Source organism: Achromobacter spanius, from assembly GCF_002812705.1.
Lineage (GTDB): Bacteria > Pseudomonadota > Gammaproteobacteria > Burkholderiales > Burkholderiaceae_B > Achromobacter > Achromobacter spanius.
In genome coordinates this window covers 3,397,429-3,412,215 of record NZ_CP025030.1, presented here as the reverse complement: position 1 = coordinate 3,412,215, position 14,787 = coordinate 3,397,429, and the positions used below count along the sequence as shown (strand labels likewise).

The 14,787-nt window shown below is 67.5% G+C and carries 17 protein-coding genes; 7 read left to right on the top strand and 10 right to left on the bottom strand.

Going from position 1 to position 14,787, the window contains the following annotated elements; all coding sequences use genetic code 11:
- Positions 1 to 29 precede the first annotated feature (29 nt).
- From CVS48_RS15545 to CVS48_RS29640, 3 genes are all read right to left on the bottom strand, one after another.
- Positions 30 to 659, bottom strand: a complete 630-nt coding sequence (locus CVS48_RS15545) for a glutathione S-transferase family protein (RefSeq protein ID WP_100855216.1) — start codon at positions 657 to 659, stop codon at positions 30 to 32.
- 163 nt (positions 660 to 822) lie between these two features.
- Positions 823 to 1,728: a LysR family transcriptional regulator gene (locus CVS48_RS15540; protein WP_100855215.1), complete on the bottom strand. Its 906-nt coding sequence runs from the start codon at positions 1,726 to 1,728 to the stop codon at positions 823 to 825.
- Positions 1,725 to 2,813 (bottom strand): LysR substrate-binding domain-containing protein, encoded by a 1,089-nt coding sequence (locus CVS48_RS29640; RefSeq protein ID WP_242001264.1) that lies wholly within the window; start codon positions 2,811 to 2,813, stop codon positions 1,725 to 1,727. Before CVS48_RS29640 ends, CVS48_RS15540 begins: the two co-directional genes overlap by 4 nt.
- Before the next feature lie 108 nt (positions 2,814 to 2,921).
- On the opposite strand from CVS48_RS29640, the gene CVS48_RS15530 reads away from it, so the two are divergent.
- A complete protein-coding gene (locus tag CVS48_RS15530; protein WP_100855214.1) occupies positions 2,922 to 4,400 on the top strand; it encodes an MFS transporter in 1,479 nt (492 codons plus the stop codon).
- Here the strand turns inward: CVS48_RS15530 and CVS48_RS15525 are convergent.
- Positions 4,357 to 5,277 carry a LysR substrate-binding domain-containing protein gene (locus CVS48_RS15525; protein WP_100857680.1) on the bottom strand — a complete coding sequence of 307 codons (921 nt, stop codon included), beginning with the start codon at positions 5,275 to 5,277 and terminating at the stop codon, positions 4,357 to 4,359. The two genes, CVS48_RS15530 and CVS48_RS15525, sit on opposite strands and share 44 nt — an antisense overlap.
- Positions 5,278 to 5,412: 135 nt before the next feature.
- Here CVS48_RS15525 and CVS48_RS15520 point away from each other — a divergent pair, with 135 nt between their 5' ends.
- Positions 5,413 to 6,078 (top strand): flavodoxin family protein, encoded by a 666-nt coding sequence (locus CVS48_RS15520; RefSeq protein ID WP_100855213.1) that lies wholly within the window; start codon positions 5,413 to 5,415, stop codon positions 6,076 to 6,078.
- On the opposite strand, the gene CVS48_RS15515 is transcribed toward CVS48_RS15520, so the two are convergent.
- The 6 genes from CVS48_RS15515 to CVS48_RS15490 all read right to left on the bottom strand — a co-directional run bounded on the left by CVS48_RS15515 (position 6,003) and on the right by CVS48_RS15490 (position 11,987).
- Positions 6,003 to 6,902, bottom strand: a complete 900-nt coding sequence (locus tag CVS48_RS15515; protein ID WP_100855212.1) for an AraC family transcriptional regulator — start codon at positions 6,900 to 6,902, stop codon at positions 6,003 to 6,005. The genes CVS48_RS15520 and CVS48_RS15515 overlap by 76 nt on opposite strands.
- Positions 6,903 to 7,021: 119 nt before the next feature.
- A complete protein-coding gene (locus tag CVS48_RS15510) occupies positions 7,022 to 8,065 on the bottom strand; it encodes a proline dehydrogenase family protein (RefSeq protein WP_100855211.1) in 1,044 nt (347 codons plus the stop codon).
- An 83-nt stretch (positions 8,066 to 8,148) separates the two neighbouring features.
- Positions 8,149 to 9,396 (bottom strand): D-amino acid dehydrogenase, encoded by a 1,248-nt coding sequence (locus CVS48_RS15505; RefSeq protein ID WP_100857679.1) that lies wholly within the window; start codon positions 9,394 to 9,396, stop codon positions 8,149 to 8,151.
- Between the two features lie 112 nt (positions 9,397 to 9,508).
- Positions 9,509 to 9,946: an Rrf2 family transcriptional regulator gene (locus CVS48_RS15500; RefSeq protein WP_100855210.1), complete on the bottom strand. Its 438-nt coding sequence runs from the start codon at positions 9,944 to 9,946 to the stop codon at positions 9,509 to 9,511.
- Positions 9,947 to 10,002: 56 nt separating this feature from the next.
- Positions 10,003 to 11,220 carry an NO-inducible flavohemoprotein gene (gene hmpA / locus CVS48_RS15495; protein ID WP_100855209.1) on the bottom strand — a complete coding sequence of 406 codons (1,218 nt, stop codon included), beginning with the start codon at positions 11,218 to 11,220 and terminating at the stop codon, positions 10,003 to 10,005.
- Between the two features lie 128 nt (positions 11,221 to 11,348).
- On the bottom strand, positions 11,349 to 11,987 hold the full coding sequence (locus tag CVS48_RS15490) for a 4'-phosphopantetheinyl transferase family protein (RefSeq protein ID WP_242001265.1): 639 nt from the start codon (positions 11,985 to 11,987) through the stop codon (positions 11,349 to 11,351).
- Between the two features lie 135 nt (positions 11,988 to 12,122).
- Here CVS48_RS15490 and CVS48_RS15485 point away from each other — a divergent pair, with 135 nt between their 5' ends.
- From CVS48_RS15485 to CVS48_RS15465, 5 genes are read left to right on the top strand one after another with little or no spacing between them, the layout of a single operon-like run.
- Positions 12,123 to 12,872 (top strand): beta-ketoacyl synthase chain length factor, encoded by a 750-nt coding sequence (locus CVS48_RS15485; protein WP_100855207.1) that lies wholly within the window; start codon positions 12,123 to 12,125, stop codon positions 12,870 to 12,872.
- A complete protein-coding gene (locus tag CVS48_RS15480; RefSeq protein ID WP_100855206.1) occupies positions 12,869 to 13,714 on the top strand; it encodes a lysophospholipid acyltransferase family protein in 846 nt (281 codons plus the stop codon). The genes CVS48_RS15485 and CVS48_RS15480 overlap by 4 nt, the downstream gene beginning before the upstream one ends.
- Positions 13,711 to 13,971 carry a phosphopantetheine-binding protein gene (locus CVS48_RS15475; protein WP_100855205.1) on the top strand — a complete coding sequence of 87 codons (261 nt, stop codon included), beginning with the start codon at positions 13,711 to 13,713 and terminating at the stop codon, positions 13,969 to 13,971. The genes CVS48_RS15480 and CVS48_RS15475 overlap by 4 nt, the downstream gene beginning before the upstream one ends.
- 15 nt (positions 13,972 to 13,986) lie before the next feature.
- On the top strand, positions 13,987 to 14,241 hold the full coding sequence (locus CVS48_RS15470) for an acyl carrier protein (protein ID WP_054422263.1): 255 nt from the start codon (positions 13,987 to 13,989) through the stop codon (positions 14,239 to 14,241).
- The gene (locus CVS48_RS15465) at positions 14,238 to 14,786 is read left to right on the top strand and encodes a COG4648 family protein (RefSeq protein ID WP_100855204.1); all 549 of its coding nucleotides are present in this window, start codon (positions 14,238 to 14,240) and stop codon (positions 14,784 to 14,786) included. Before CVS48_RS15470 ends, CVS48_RS15465 begins: the two co-directional genes overlap by 4 nt.
- Position 14,787: the final 1 nt, after the last annotated feature.

Here is a 14,787-nt window from a genome sequence, read left to right as displayed (position 1 = left end):
GGTCCTTGCCGTGGGGGCTGTTGCCGGTTTCAAGCCGCTTGCAGACCCGCGGCGGTACGTGCCATGGGCACGAACCCGGGCAGGTTTTCGATACGGTCCAGCCATGCGCGCACATGCGGATAATCCGCCAGCGACACGTTGCCTTCGGGCGCGTGCGACACGTAGGCATAGCAAGCCACATCCGCGATCGTCGGCGTGGATCCCGTCAGGAAATCGCGGCCGCTCAGCTCGCCGTTCATGACCGTCAACAAGGCATGCGCGCGCGCCATGGTGGTGTCCGCGTCGTGGGGCGCGCCAAACACCGTGATCAGGCGCGCCGTTGCCGGGCCGTAGGCCAAGGGCCCCGCTGCCACCGATAGCCAGCGTTGCACGGCGGCAGCACCCACCGGGTCGCTGGGCAACCAGGCCTGGCCGCCGTATCGCGTGGCCAGGTAAACCAGGATGGCGTTCGAGTCGGCCACCACCGTGCCGTTGTCATCAATCACCGGCACCTGGCCGAACGCATTGAGCGCCAGGAATGCCGGCCGCTTGTGTTCACCGCCGCGCAGGTCGACGTCAACACGCTGGTGCGGCACGTTCAGCAGCGACAGCATCAAGGCGACTCGATGCGCGTGGCCAGACAGGGGAAAGCTATAGAAGATCAACGGGGCGGCGGACATGGAGATTTCCAGAGTGGGTGAACGAGGGCTCCATGTTGGCCCTCCCCGCCCGCCGCGTGAACGGCCAGCCGCAACAAGACACTATTGCCGAAAATGAAAGGACAGCGCTGAAAGGACAGCGAGGAAAACGGGAAACGCGCAGCGCCGCCCCGGGCGCGGCGGTTCAGACCGGCAGCGCCGCCAGATCGCAGCGCAAGGCCTCCACGCAGAATTCAACAAAGCTGCGCACCTTGGCCGAACTGCGGCGGCCTTCCGGGTACACCACGTGCACCGGCATCGGCGGCAATTCAAAGTCGCGCAGCACCACCTGCAAGGCGCCGCTTTTCAGGTGGCGGGCCACCTGGTACGACACCACCTGCGTCAGCCCCCACCCTTCGCAGGCGGCCAGCACGGCGGCCTGAAACGACGTCACCGTCAACTGCGATGACACGTTCATCCGCCGCGGCTCCCCGTCCTGCATGAAGCGCCACTGCGCGCCGCGCCCTTCCATTGCCGCGGTGATCGTGCAAAAACGCGCCAGCGCATCGGGGTGTTCGGGCGCGCCGTGTTCCTGCAAAAACGCGGGCGCGGCGCACACCACGCGGCGCACGTGCCCAACGGGCACCGCCGTCAGCGTGGAATCCGGCAAGGCCCCGATGCGCACCGCAACGTCCACGCCTTCGTCCAACAGGTTGACGACGCGGTCCACCAACAGCGTGCGCAGCGAGACTTCGCGATGGGCGCGCAGATATCCCAGCACCACCGGCATCACGTGCAGTTCGCCAAAGAAGGCGGGCGCGGTGACATGCAGCGCGCCGCGCGGCACGGCCATTACGCCGGCGGCGGCGTCGTCGGCCTGTTCAACCTCTTCAAGAATGCGCCGGCAGTCGGCGGCGTAGCGCTGGCCGGCTTCGGTCAGGCGCAGGCTGCGCGTGGTGCGCACCAGCAGCAAGGCGCCCAGCCGCCGCTCCAGCGCCGCGACGCTGCGCGTCACGGTGGGCGCGGACATGTCCAGGCGCCGCGCGGCGGCGGCAAAGCTCTGCGCCTCGGCCACGGCCAGGAACACCGACATTTCGTGGAAGCGATTCATGGATGGACCTTGGCGCGCGGGGGCTTGAATGGGGAGGATGAGGGGGAAGCGGAGGGGGAAGCGGTTGGGGAAGACGGGGAGGAGGAAACGGCAGGGGCCGCCCAGGCGGCGGCGCTGTCCTGGATGCATCGCCGCACGATATCGCCCAAGGCGGCGGTCACGGGATCGGGCTGCGCATGGGCAAGATACAGCGACAGCGCAATCGACGGCAATGCCGGCAGGCCCTGTTCGCCCGGCGCCAACGCGCGCACGCCGGCGGGCAAGCCCAAGGGCGTGCGCACGGCCAAGCCTAAACCCGCCGACACCGCTGCCCACAGCCCAGCCAGGCTGGGGCTGGTGAACGCGGGTAGCCAATGCAGGCCGGCACGGTCCAGGGCATCGGTGGCGCAAGTGCGAAACAGGCACGGCGCCTCGAACGCCACCAAGGGCACATCGCCATCGCCATCGCGATTGCCATTGCGATCGCGATGGCCATTGCCATTGCCATTGCCATTGCCAGTGCCAGCGCCTGTGCCAGAGCCAGAGCCAGTGTCAGTGCCATGGCTGCTGGCCGCGTGCGTGGGCTGCGCGGGGCCGATCCAGCGCATGGGCAGATCCAGCAAGCGCTCCGCATGCGGCACGCGCGCGTCGTAGTCCCAGGCCAGGACCAGATCCAACTGCCCCACCGCCAGCCGTTCCAGCAATTCGGCATTGCGCGCGACCCGCGCTTCGATCCGCACCTTGGGATGCGCCCTGGCGAATTGGCCCAGCACCTGCGGCAACACCATCTCGCCAAAATCTTCCTGCATGCCCAGCCGCACCCGGCCGGAAAGCTCGCCGCCCTGCACCGCGCGCGCGGCCTGGTCGTTCAATTCCAACAGGCGGCGGCCATAGGCCAGCATGGTTTCCCCGGCCTCGGTCAGCGCCAGGCCGCGCCCGGCTTTGCGCAGCAGCGGCACGCCCGCCTGTTCCTCCAGCTTTTTCATCTGCGCGCTGATGGCGGACGTCGAGCGGCCCAGGCGGTCGGCCGCGCGGCCAAAACTACCCAGGTCCACGCCCGCGACAAAGCTGCGCAGCACATCGAGGTCAAAGGTGACAGGCCGCATTGAATAGTCCTGTTTTTCAAAACAATTGACGCAATATTTCCTGATTTTCAAAACGATAGCAGATGCGCAAACTGGCTGGGTCCTTGTTACCTGCTCTTGGAGTTCTGCATGTCCGTGCCCTCGACGCCGCCCTTACTCCACCCCGCGCCCCACCCGGCTCCCCATCCGGCGCCTCACCTCGCGCCCTACCCCGTGCCCAACTCCGCGCTCCGCCCTACCCATCGCTGGAAAGTGCTGGCGGTGGGCGTAGCCGCCAACGCCGCCTTCTCCGCCGCGGCGGCGGGCTTGCCCACCACGGCGGTGTTCATGCGCGCCGGTTACCGCCTGGACAACGATCAGTTGGGCTTGGCGCTAGGCTTGATGGGCTTGGGCGTGGCCCTGTTCGAACTGCCCTGGGGCTTGCTGACCGACCGCTGGGGCGACCGCCCGGTACTGTTGACCGGTCTGGGCGCGACCGCTGCGGCGCTGGCCTGGATGAGCGGCTTTGCCTCGCCGGATGGCGCCACCGTGCCCAGCCTGTGGCTGTTGGCGGTGGGCCTGGTGCTGGTCGGCATGCTGGGCGGCAGTGTCAACGGCGCCAGCGGCCGGGCGGTGATGGCCTGGTTTGACGACGGCGAGCGCGGCCTGGCCATGAGCATCCGCCAGACCGCCGTGCCCTTGGGCGGCGGCTTGGGCGCGCTGCTGCTTCCCTGGCTGGCGGCGCACGCGGGCTTTGCGGCGGTGTTCGGCGTGCTGGCACTGATGTGCGGGGCAGCGGCGGTGCTTGCCGCTTGCTGGCTGCGCGAGCCGGCCTCCGACCTGCCTCGCCAGCCCGCTCGATCTGCTCAACCCGGACAATCCGACCAGCCTCGTCAGCCGGCCCAATCTGCTGGACCCGCCCAATCCGCCCAGCCTGCCCAAGCGGGCCACGGCTTGCCGGCCACGGGCCGACGCACCGCACCCTCGCCGCTGCGGGACGCGCGCGTCTGGCGCGCCGCCGCCGCCATCGGCCTGATGTGCTGCCCGCAATTTGCCGTGCTGACCTTCGCCACGGTATTCCTGCATGACGTCAGCCACGCCGGCATCGGCACGCTGACCGCGGTCATGGTGGCGGTACAACTGGGCGCCATGGTGGCGCGCATCGCCAGCGGCCGATGGACCGATCGCCACGGCAACCGGCGCGCCTATCTGCGCCGCTGCGCGCAATGCAGCTTTCTGCTGTTTGCGGCGCTGGGCGCGGTGGCGTGGGCGGTCAGCGCTGCGCCCACGGCGGCGGGCGCGGTGTTGGCCATGGCGGGCCTGCTGGCGGCGGCAGGCATCTGCGCGTCCGCCTGGCATGGCGTGGCGTATACCGAACTGGCCACGCTGGCGGGCGCCGCGCGCGCCGGCACGGCGCTGGGCATGGCCAATAGTTGCGTCTACCTGGGCTTGTTCCTGACGCCGCTTGCGATTCCGCACGTGGTCGCGGCCAGTTCGTGGCCCGCCGCCTGGGTGCTGGCGGGCGCGCTGATGCTGGCGGCGCTGCCCTTGTTGCCGCGCCCCGACCGCCGCCAGGCTGCCGATGTCATGCCTGGAATTCCCGCGTCAGCCACGCCAGGAAAGCCTTGACCGGCGGATGGCGTTCGCGCCCGGGCGCGCACAGCGCCTGGTAGGCCGCGCCCGGCACCCGCACCTGTGGCCGGTAGGCGGCCAGGGTGCCGGCGCGCACGCTGTCGGACACCATCACGGAACTGGCCAGCACCAATCCTTGCCCCGCAATGGCGGCCTGCAAGGCATAGTGTTCTTCCTCATAGGCGTGCACCGCCGACGGCGCCTGCCATGCCGGCAAACCCGCCGCCTGGCACCAGGCGCGCCAACCTTGGTCGTACAAATCGGAATCGCGCCAACGCACGGTGACCAGCGCGGGGGTGGGCGGGGACGCGGGTGGCGGTGCGCGCTTATCCGCGCTTTTTTCCAACTGGGTAATTTGCGACGGCGCACCGTAGACGCCGAACCATTCCGGCAACGTGGCCGCCGTATGCAAGGCCGGATACCGTTGCCGGCTGTAGCGCACCGCCACGTCCACGCTGGCGTCTTGCAACAGGTCGACCGCATCCGCGCCGGTTTGCAGGTTCAACTGATATTGCGGATAGGCCTGGTGAAAGCGTCCCAGGCGTGGCACCAGCCACAACGCCGCGAAGGAGTGCGTGGTGGACAGGGTCAGCGCGCCCGATGCGGGTTCGGGACGCAAGGCATCCAGCGTCTGCGCAATCTCCAGCAAGGCGCCATGCACGCTGGCGAACAGACGCGCGCCGCTGTCGGTCAAGCGCACGCCACGCGGCACGCGGTCAAACAGCGCCACACCCACTTGGCGTTCCAGCAATTTGATCTGGTGCGAGACCGCCGTGGGCGTCACGGCCAGTTCCACCGAGGCCAGCTTGAAACTGCGCAGTCGGGCGGCCGCCTCGAAGGTGCGCAGCGCGGTGACGGGCAGGGTCGCAAACATGGGGTTCTGGCGCTCCTTTTCCAGCATTCCTTTAGATGAATTGGATTCATCGTAATCAAGGATTCGTCATTTGTCGCCGGATCGCTTGATCCCTACATTGATGCCTTGACTCTGAACCCACCCAAGGGACTCACCATGAATTTAAATCAGCCCACTCAACGCTTGCTTATCCTGGTGGGCAGCCCCCGCCGCGACGGCAACAGCGCGGCGCTGGGCGCGGCCGCGCAACGCGGCGCGAACGCCGCCGGCCTTGCCACCACCCTGCTCTTTCTGGATGACTACCTCAACGGCTTTCTGTCGGACCTGCGGCACCAGCCCGCGCCCGAAGACCGCTATCCGGAGTTGTTCCTGGAACACTTCCTGCCGGCCGACGGCGCCCTGATCTGCACGCCTATCTATTGGTACGGCATGTCGGCGCAGACCAAGGCGTTCTTTGACCGCTCGTTCACGCACTACGCGGGCAGCGGGCCGGAGCCGGAACGGGTCAAGGCGCGCATGACCGGCAAGCGGCTGGGCCTGGCCGTGGCGTCTGAAGAAACCTACCCCGGCGCGGCGCTGGGCATCGTGCATCAGGTGCAGGAATACGCGCGGTATACGCACTCGGACTTTGTGGGGTTTGTGCATGGCGCCGGCAACCTGCGCGGGGAAATCGCGGCTGACCCGCGTGCGCCCTTGCTGGCGGCCGAGCAGTTGGGGGCCACGTTCTTCAGCCGCAAATATTCGGACTACCGGATCGAAACGCCCCGCGCTCGCAACGTCTGGGAATCCGCGCGCAGCAGCGCGCCCGGCGTGCTGCCGTAAACCTGCTTGAACACGCGGGTCAGGTGCGCCTGATCCGCAAAGCCCACGGCCTGGGCGGCCTGCGCCAAGGGCAGGCCGGCGCGCAACAACACCCGCGCCCGCGCCACCCGCCAATTGCGCAGCCAGGCCTGCGGCGGCAGCCCGTAACGGCGCGCGAACTGCTTGACCAGCGTGGTGCGGTGACGGTCCTGCGCGCGGGCCAGCGCTTCCAGGTCCGGCGCGCAAGCCGGGTCGGCGGTCATGCGTTCGCGCAGCAAGGCGCAGACGTCCGCCGCGTCCTTCCCATCGGCACTGCGGGCATCGTCAGCACGGTCCGCGCCATTGGCGCCGTCTGCACAATTGGCGCCGTCTATATGCTCCGCGCCGATGGCTTTGCCGTGCGCCGCCAGCAGACCAAACAAGGCGGCCGAAATGCGTTCGCGGCGTTCGCTATCGGGGATAGCGGCTGGCGTCAGCGCGGCCAACCATTGTGTGCACAGCGCGGGCGCCGTGATGACCGGCCCGGCCAAGCGCGAGACAGCACCCAACAAGGCCTGCGCGTGGTCGTCGAACCAGGCGGCGTCGATATACGCCATGCGGTAAGACAAGGGCGCATCCGACGTGCCGCCCGTGTGCACCTGGCCGGGCGCGATCACCACCAGATCGCCCGCGGCGGCCGAATGCGCCACGCCATGCACGGTGAACGCGCAGTGGCCGTGTTCCACAGCACCGATGGACCAGGCGTCGTGGAAATGCGGCGCGTACCGATAAGCGCGCAGGTCCGCGATCAGCACGTCGCCGGGCAAGCCCGCGCCGCAATGCCAGATGTGTTGGGTGACGGCCATGAGATCGTTGGAAAACCGCGCCAGAAGAATGGGCCAAAAGAGGCAGCAAAGAACAACGCAAAGATGCCACCAGAGAAGCAAGCAAAGATGCAAGGAGCCCCGGCAAGGCAATCGGGCCGCTAACCGAAGTACCCGCCATCGGCCTTTAACGAACGGGCCAGCAGCCAGGCATTGCCGGGGTTTTCGCCCACGCGGCGGATGGCGTAGGGCCACCAATCGCCACCAAAGGGCAGATAAACCCTGACGTTATAGCCCAGGTCGCGCAGCGCCAGTTGCCAGTCCGGCCGCACGCCATAGAGCATTTCAAATTCGAACGCGTCGGGCGACCAGCCCCGTTCGCGCGCCAAGGCCATGATGGCGCCGGCCAGGCGGTCGTCGTGCGTGCCGAACACCGGGTAGAAGCCGGCCTCGCGGGCCTCGCGCGACAGCATGATGGCGGCCGCGTCCAGATAGGCGTGGTCGATGCGGTCGCGGCCCGCGTGGTCCAGCGCGCGCTCGGGAAACGCGCCCTTCACCAGGCGCAAGGACGTGTGCTGGCGGATCGCCCAGGCCAGGTCTTCGGGCGTGCGCCGCCGCCGCGCCTGCAAGGTCAGGCCAGCCGGCAGGCCCGCTTCCAGCAAGCTGCGGTGCAAGACGCAGGTGCGTTCGCGGATGCCGGCATCTTCCATGTCCAACACCATCCAGTGCTGTCCCGCCCGCGCCGCCTGGCCCGTGTCCTGGCCCGTTGCCTGTCCTGTCGCCGGGCCTGTCCCCTGCCTCGCCGTCTGCCCTATCTTCCGCCCAGCCGCCTGCCGCAGCGCCTCGCCGATACGCCGCGCGTTGGCCTCGCCCAGCGCGTCGCTGGCCATGTAGCCGATGGCGGTGGGGTCCACCGACACGTGCACATCCAGGCCCGCCGCGCCCAGCGCGCCGCAAGCGCGGATGGCCTCCGACACGTTGTGCTCGATGGCGGCCGGCTCGGCCACGTATTCGCCCAGGTAGAACAGCGACGCCCGGATGCCGTGCGCGTCGCGCAGCCGCAGCGCGGTGCGCACGGCGGCGTCTACGTCCGCCCCGCCCACAAAGCGCTGCGCCAGCGACGTGCGCGCCGCCACCGCCCGCATGGCGCGCCCCATCGCGGGGCTACGCGCCAGCGCGATGGTGGTTCTTTGGAAAATGCTCATGGATGCTCCCGCTAGAGAGCAACACTATGGCTGCGCGGCGTGGGCCTGTATTGAACGCCCGTGAATCTTGAACCCTTCTGGATTCAAGGCCGGAACGGCGCGGGGTCCAGCGGCAATTCCAGGCCGGCCATCTGCGCCGTCAGCAGCGCGGCGCTGCCGCAGGCCAAGGTAAAGCCCAAGGCGCCCTGGCCAATGTTGAGCCACAGGTTGTCGGCTGCGGGGCTGCGCCCGATCAGCGGCTTGCCGGTGGGCGTGGCGGGACGCAGGCCGGCCCAGGGGATGGCCTGGGTCAGGTCCAGGGCCGGAAACGCCTCGCGCACCTGTTGCTTCAACAGCGCCACGCGCGCCGGATCAATATCGGCGTTGGCGCTGCCGATATCGACCATGGCCGCAATGCGCAGCACCTTGCCCACGCGCGCGTAGACAATGCGGCGCTCGTAGTCCGTGACGCTGATGCGCGGGGCCACGGTGTCGTCGTCAGCCAGGGGCACGCTCAGGCTGTAGCCCTTCAGCGGATACAAGGGCACGTCATGCCCCAGCGGCTTGAGCAGCGCGCGGGTGCCGATGCCGGTGGCCAGCACGATGGCGTCGGCGCCGATATCGCCGTTGCGCGTGTTCACAGCCACGATGCGGCGGCCTTCCCGCTGCAAGCCGGTTACCGGGTTGGACATCGCGCATTCCACGTTGCCCAGCAATTGCAGGCGGTCGAACAGGCCTTCGGTGAACTGCCGGCAATCGCCGGCTTCTTCGCTGGGGGTGTAGATGGCGCCGGCCAGTTTGCTGCCCATGGCGGCAAGCGCCGGTTCCATCGCCAGGGTTTGCGGGGCGTCCAGCACCTGCTGCTGGGCGCCATGGCCCGCCTGGTACGCCACCAGCGCGCGCGCCTTGTCCAGCAAGGCCGCGCTGCGATAGGCGATCAGCTTGCCGTTTTTCAGATGGCCGAAATCCAGGTTTTCCTGTTCCAGCAGCGTGTGCATGACGTCGCGGCTCAGGTAGGACAAGCCCAGCAATTGCGCGGTGGACGCCTTGGCGACCGACGCGCGGCACGCCAAGGCAAATTGCAGGCACCAACGCCATTGATGGGGGTCCAGCCTGGGCCGGAAACGCAGCGGGGAATCTTGGCGCAGCAGCCAGCCGGGCACGCTGGGCAGCACGCCCGGGCCGGCCAGCGGGGCCACATAGCTATAGCTGAGCTGGCCGCCATTGGCGTAGCTGGAGACTTCCGCCGGACGCGCCTGGCTGTCCACCAGCACCACGTCGTGGCCCTGGCGCGCCAGGAAATAGGCGGACGTTACACCGACCACGCCCGCACCGATTACGCAAACGCGCATGCCTTCATCCAAGAGAACAGGGAACGGCTCCATTCTGGAACGCGCGCGGGCCGTCCGGCAAATGCCAAACGCCGCAGCATCCATAACAAAACATCATGCCCTGGGTTTCAGTTCAGGCGGCGCGGTGCAGCTTGATGATGGCGGCGGCGGTGGGGTCGCGCACCAGGTCGGCCAGGGTGTAGGCATTAAGCGCGTCGTAGAACGCCGCCAGCGTCTGCGCCAGCACGCCCGCCAGCCGGCACGCGCCGTCCAGCGCACAGGGCGGCTCGCGGCAATCGATCAAGGGCCCTTGCTGTTCCAGTTCGCGGATCAGGTCGCCCACCTGATAGGCAGACGGCTCGCGCGCCAGGCGCAAGCCGCCACCCTTGCCACGCACCGTGCTGACCCAGCCGCGCTGCGACATGAAGTGCACCACTTTGACCAGGTGATTGCGCGACACGTCGAACCGCCCGGCGATCTCCGGGATGGTCACGGCGGCTGGCCGGTCACGGCATTGCGTCAGGTACATCAGGACGCGCAGGCCGAAGTCGGTGAATCGGGTCAGTTGCATGGCATGGATGGGGGCCCGGGTCGGCCTGGCAAGATCAGGCCGCCAGGATACACCGCTCAGGCGGGCGCGCCGCCGGTGCCGAACGCTTCAGCGTGGATGCGGCCCGGGTCCACGCCCAGCTCCAGCAAGACGGCGCGTTGCGCGGCCATGAAGGGCGCCGGCCCGCACAGGTAGTAGTCGGCGCCGGGCACGATGGCATCGTCCGTGATGGCTCGCAGGTCCACGCGGCCGCGATGGTCGTAATCAACCCCGGCCTGGTCGCCGTGGCCCACCTCTTCGTAGAAAACTGCCTTGCGCACGTTGCCGCGCTCGGCCGCAATCTGGTTCACATGGTCTTTCATGGCGTGCACCGAACGGTTGCGACAGCCGTGAACAAAACGGATCTGACGTTCGTCGTTGGCGCGGACCAGGTGATTCAGGATGGACACCATGGGGGTCAGGCCGACGCCGCCGCTCACCAGCACCACGGGCGCATCGCTGTCGTCCTTCAGATGGAAATCGCCCTGCGGCGGCGCCACGTCCAGCACGCCGCCCTCTTCCAGGCGGTCATGCAAGGCGTTGGACACACGCCCTGCCGGCGTGTCCGCACCGGCCGCTTCGCGCTTGACGGAAATGCGCAGCCGGTCCTGGCCGGGCGCATCCGACAAGCTGTATTGGCGCGGCTGCATCAGGCCCAGCTCGGGCACGTACACGCGCACCGACACATACTGCCCCGGACGATAAGCCGGTACGGCCCCGCCGTCGGACGGCGCCAGGTAGAAGGACGTGATCTCGGCGCTTTCCGGCTGCTTGCCCACCACGCGGAAGGCGCGCCAGCCCGTCCAGCCGCCCGGCTTGGCGGCGGATTCCGCGTACAGGCGGGACTCTTCGGCAATCAGCAGATCGGCCAACTGGCCGTAGGCGGCGGCCCAGGCGTCCACCAGTTCATCCGTAGCTGCCGCGCCCAGCACTTCGCGGATGGACGCCAGCAAATGCTTGCCCACGATGGCGTAGTGCTCGGGCCGTATGCCCAGGCTGACGTGCTTGTGCACGATACGCGTCACCACCGGCGCCAGCACCGAGGGATCGTCGATGTGCTCGGCATACGCCGTCACCGCGCCCGCCAAGGCGTGCTGCTGCTGACCACCGGCCTGATGGCCCTGATTGAAGACGTGCTTCAGTTCAGGATTGTGTTCGAACATGCGCGCATAGAAATGGCGCGTCAACGCCACGCCGTGCGTCTTGAGGACGGGGGCGGTCGCTTTGACCAGCGCGCGGACTTGGGGGCTCAACATCTGCTGCTCCTTGGAGGGCGATCGGGGATCGCTTTTTAAACATGCATTCATAATACATCTTTAAGTCCGAAGGACAAAACGAAGGGCAGAACAAAGTGCCAACTTGCAAGACCTGCCTGCCAGCGATATCAGTCAGCGTCGCGTAGCCATTCGCCAACAAGTGTTAGCGCAGGCAATTCGCAACCCACGGCGCCGCGCCAGGCTGGATACGTTGTGTTATCAGTCGGCGCCCGCCAGACCACCGACGCCATCCACGCGCTGCCCAGGCGCCAACTGCACGCCCGCCAATGACCGGGCGGCGCACGCAAGCGCCATTGGCCATCCGGACCCGGATTCAGCCCGAACAAGGCCATATCCGCCGGGAAATCCAGCGCCGCCGCCTTGATGAAGGCCTCTTTCAGGGTCCACAGCAGATAAAAGTGCTGGCATTGCGCCGGCCCGGTCAGCGCCGCCAGCGCGGCGGCCTCTTCCGGCGTGCATACCCACTGCGCCAGCCGGGAAAAATCGCGCGGACGCAGGCTTTCAAGATCCGCCCCCAGCGGCCATCCCGCGGGCGCGCTGGCGCAAACCGCGTGGCCGCCGCTGTGGCTAAGCGACATCATCGCGCCAGGATCGGCCTTCCGCCTTACTTCATGCTTCAGTGCCCGGCTGACCCGCCAGTCTTCCTGGGCTTTGCGGCCTGTTCGCCCGGAGGCGCGCGCCGCATCGTCCAGGGACAAGTCCTTTGCTTGATAGCGATCAGCGGCGCCTTGGTCCGCCCAATACATGAATAGTTCCTGAATAGCCACAGCAACAAGTAACCGATTATATTTTTTACAAACCTGTCCCCTAGCTAATAGACAAGGACAAAGTAACCATTAAAAACAAAGTCTGCGCAACTCGACATAGTAGAATCGCGCGCTATGTTGACGTTTTCAATCGCGCAATGGCAAGGTTGGACGCAAGGAATGGAGTCGCCCGACGACTGGTTTTACTGGGCGCAACACCCTTACTGCCCTCTTGATAACCCACGCGCGCCCCGCCTGGATTTTTTGCCGCCCATGCAACGCCGCCGACTCAGCCCACTGGCTCGCGCGGTGTTCGAGTGCGCGTGGCCGCTGGCTGCCGACCGCCCCGCGATGCCCCTGGTGTTCGCCTCGCGGCACGGCGAAACCAGCCGCAATTTTGGCCTGTTGCAATCCTTGGCGGCGGATGAACCCTTGTCACCTACCGCGTTTGGCTTGTCGGTGCACAACGCCATTGCCGCGCAGTGGTCGATCATACGCCGCGAAACCACCGAATCCGTAGCCATTTCCGTGGACGACGACGGCCTGGAACACGCCTTCATCGAAGGCGCCATGTTGTTGGACCAGGGGCATGAAGACGTGCTGGTGGTGCTGGCCGAAGAGCGCCCGCCCGCCCCCTATGCCCCGTGGATCGACGACGTGCCCTACACCTACGCCGCCGCCTTCCACCTGCGCGCGGGCACGGAATGGACGCTGGCCATGTCGGCCGAGCCGGCCCCGCGACCTGACGCGGAGGCCACCTCGGCCGCCAAGGCATCCCAAGCCTGGCCCAACCCCTTGAATCTGCTGCGCCATCTGACGCTGCGCACCCCCTCCTGGGGGCATGCGAATCGCGCCCGACGCTGGACCTGGACCCGCAACGCATGACAAGCCCCACCCAAACCCGCCAGGACTTCTGGCTCTGGCGCCTGCTGGCCACCGGCGTGGCGTTCACGATGTTCGGCGTGGGCGGCGTGCTGTTGCGCGTGCTGGTCTTCCCGCCCCAGCGCCTGTTGCCGGGCGGCAAGCTGGAACGCCAGCGCCGCGCGCGCTGGGCGCTGAACGGCACGTTCCGCCTGTTCATCCGGTTCATGGTTCGCGTGGGCATCCTGACCGTGGAATTCAAGGGCGCCGAACGCCTGGGCAAGCCCGGGCAGATGATTCTGGCCAACCACCCGTCGTTGCTCGACGTCGTCTTCCTGGTGGGCCATGTCAAGAACGCCAACTGCATCGTCAAGCACGGCCTGGCCACCAACCCGTTCACGCGCGGCCCCGTCGCCAACGCCGGCTACATCACGAACGACGAGAGCTTCGACATGTTCGACCGCGCGGCCGACGTGCTGCGCAACGGCGAAACCCTGATCGTCTTTCCGGAGGGCACGCGCACGCCCCCCGACGCCTTGCCGCAATTTCACCGGGGCGCCTGCGCCATTGCACTGCGCGGGGCGCGAGTCGTCACGCCCGTGGTCATTCAGATGAACCCGCGCAGCCTGACCAAGGGCGAACCGTGGTACCGCATTCCGGCGCGCCGGATGCGCTATGTGATCCAGGTGGGCGAAGACATCGACCCCACCGTCTGGAGCAGCGCGCACCCCCTGCCCGCCGCCGGACGCAAGATGAATGCCTGGCTACATGCCTATTTCGAAGCCGAGCTGGCGCGCGCGCCCGCCGGTGCTGTCATGAACGAACAAGCCACCCCGGTGGGTGGTAGTGGAGTTGAAGCGGGATGAACCAACTGGAACTTGAGCTCAAGACGCTCGTCATCGAATCGCTGGGGCTGGAAGACATCACCCCCGACGACATCGCGTCCGACGCGCAACTCTTTGGCGACGGGCTGGGGCTGGATTCGGTCGACGCACTGGAGCTGGGCCTGGCGCTGCAAAAGCGCTACAGCATCGCCATCGACCCTGAAACGCGCAACATGCGCGAGCATTTCACCAGCATCAACAGCCTGGCGGCCTTTGTCACCGCGCAGCGGCGCGCCTGACGCACGGAGCCCACGATGCATACCCGCGAGGACATCTTCAATACGCTGCGCGATGCGCTGGTCGAACTGTTCGAGATCGAACCCGAGCGCGTCACGCCAGAGGCCAATCTGTACACCGATCTGGAAATCGACAGCATCGACGCCATCGACCTGATCGACCACGTGCGCCGCCAGACCGGCCGCAAGCTGGACGCGAACGACTTCCGCACGGTGCGAACCGTCGAGGACGTGGTCCAGGCCATGTGGCAAAAGCAGGCTCCCGACGCATGAGACGCGGCGTGGCGGCCGGTTTGGCCGTGGCCGGCGTGGCGTACCCCTTCGTGGTGCACGCAACGCTGGGCCGGGTCAGCCCCGCGTGGCTGGCCTTGCCGCTGGCCGTTCTGTGGCTGCTGCGCGGCCTGACCGCGCGCACCGGACAGCCCGGCGGCCGTTTGCTGCCCGCCGTCGCCGTCACCTTCTGTTTGATTCTTGCCGTGTCCAATACCGAGGCATGGCTGCGCTGGTATCCCGTGATGGTCAACGCGATGATGCTGGCCATCTTCGGCGCCAGCCTGCGCGTGGGCCGCCCGGTGGTCGAACAACTGGCGCGCCTGCGCCACCCCAACCTGCCGCCCGAAGGCGTGCGCTATACGCGCAACGTCACGCGCGCCTGGTGCGTATTTTTCGCCTTGAACGGCGCGATCGCGGCGGGCTTGGCCGCGTGGGGGCCGTGGAGCTGGTGGGTGGCCTATAACGGCGCCATCAGCTATGGCTTGATGGGCCTGCTGATGGCAGGCGAATGGCTGCTGCGCCCGGCAGCCGCGAAGGCGGCTTAAG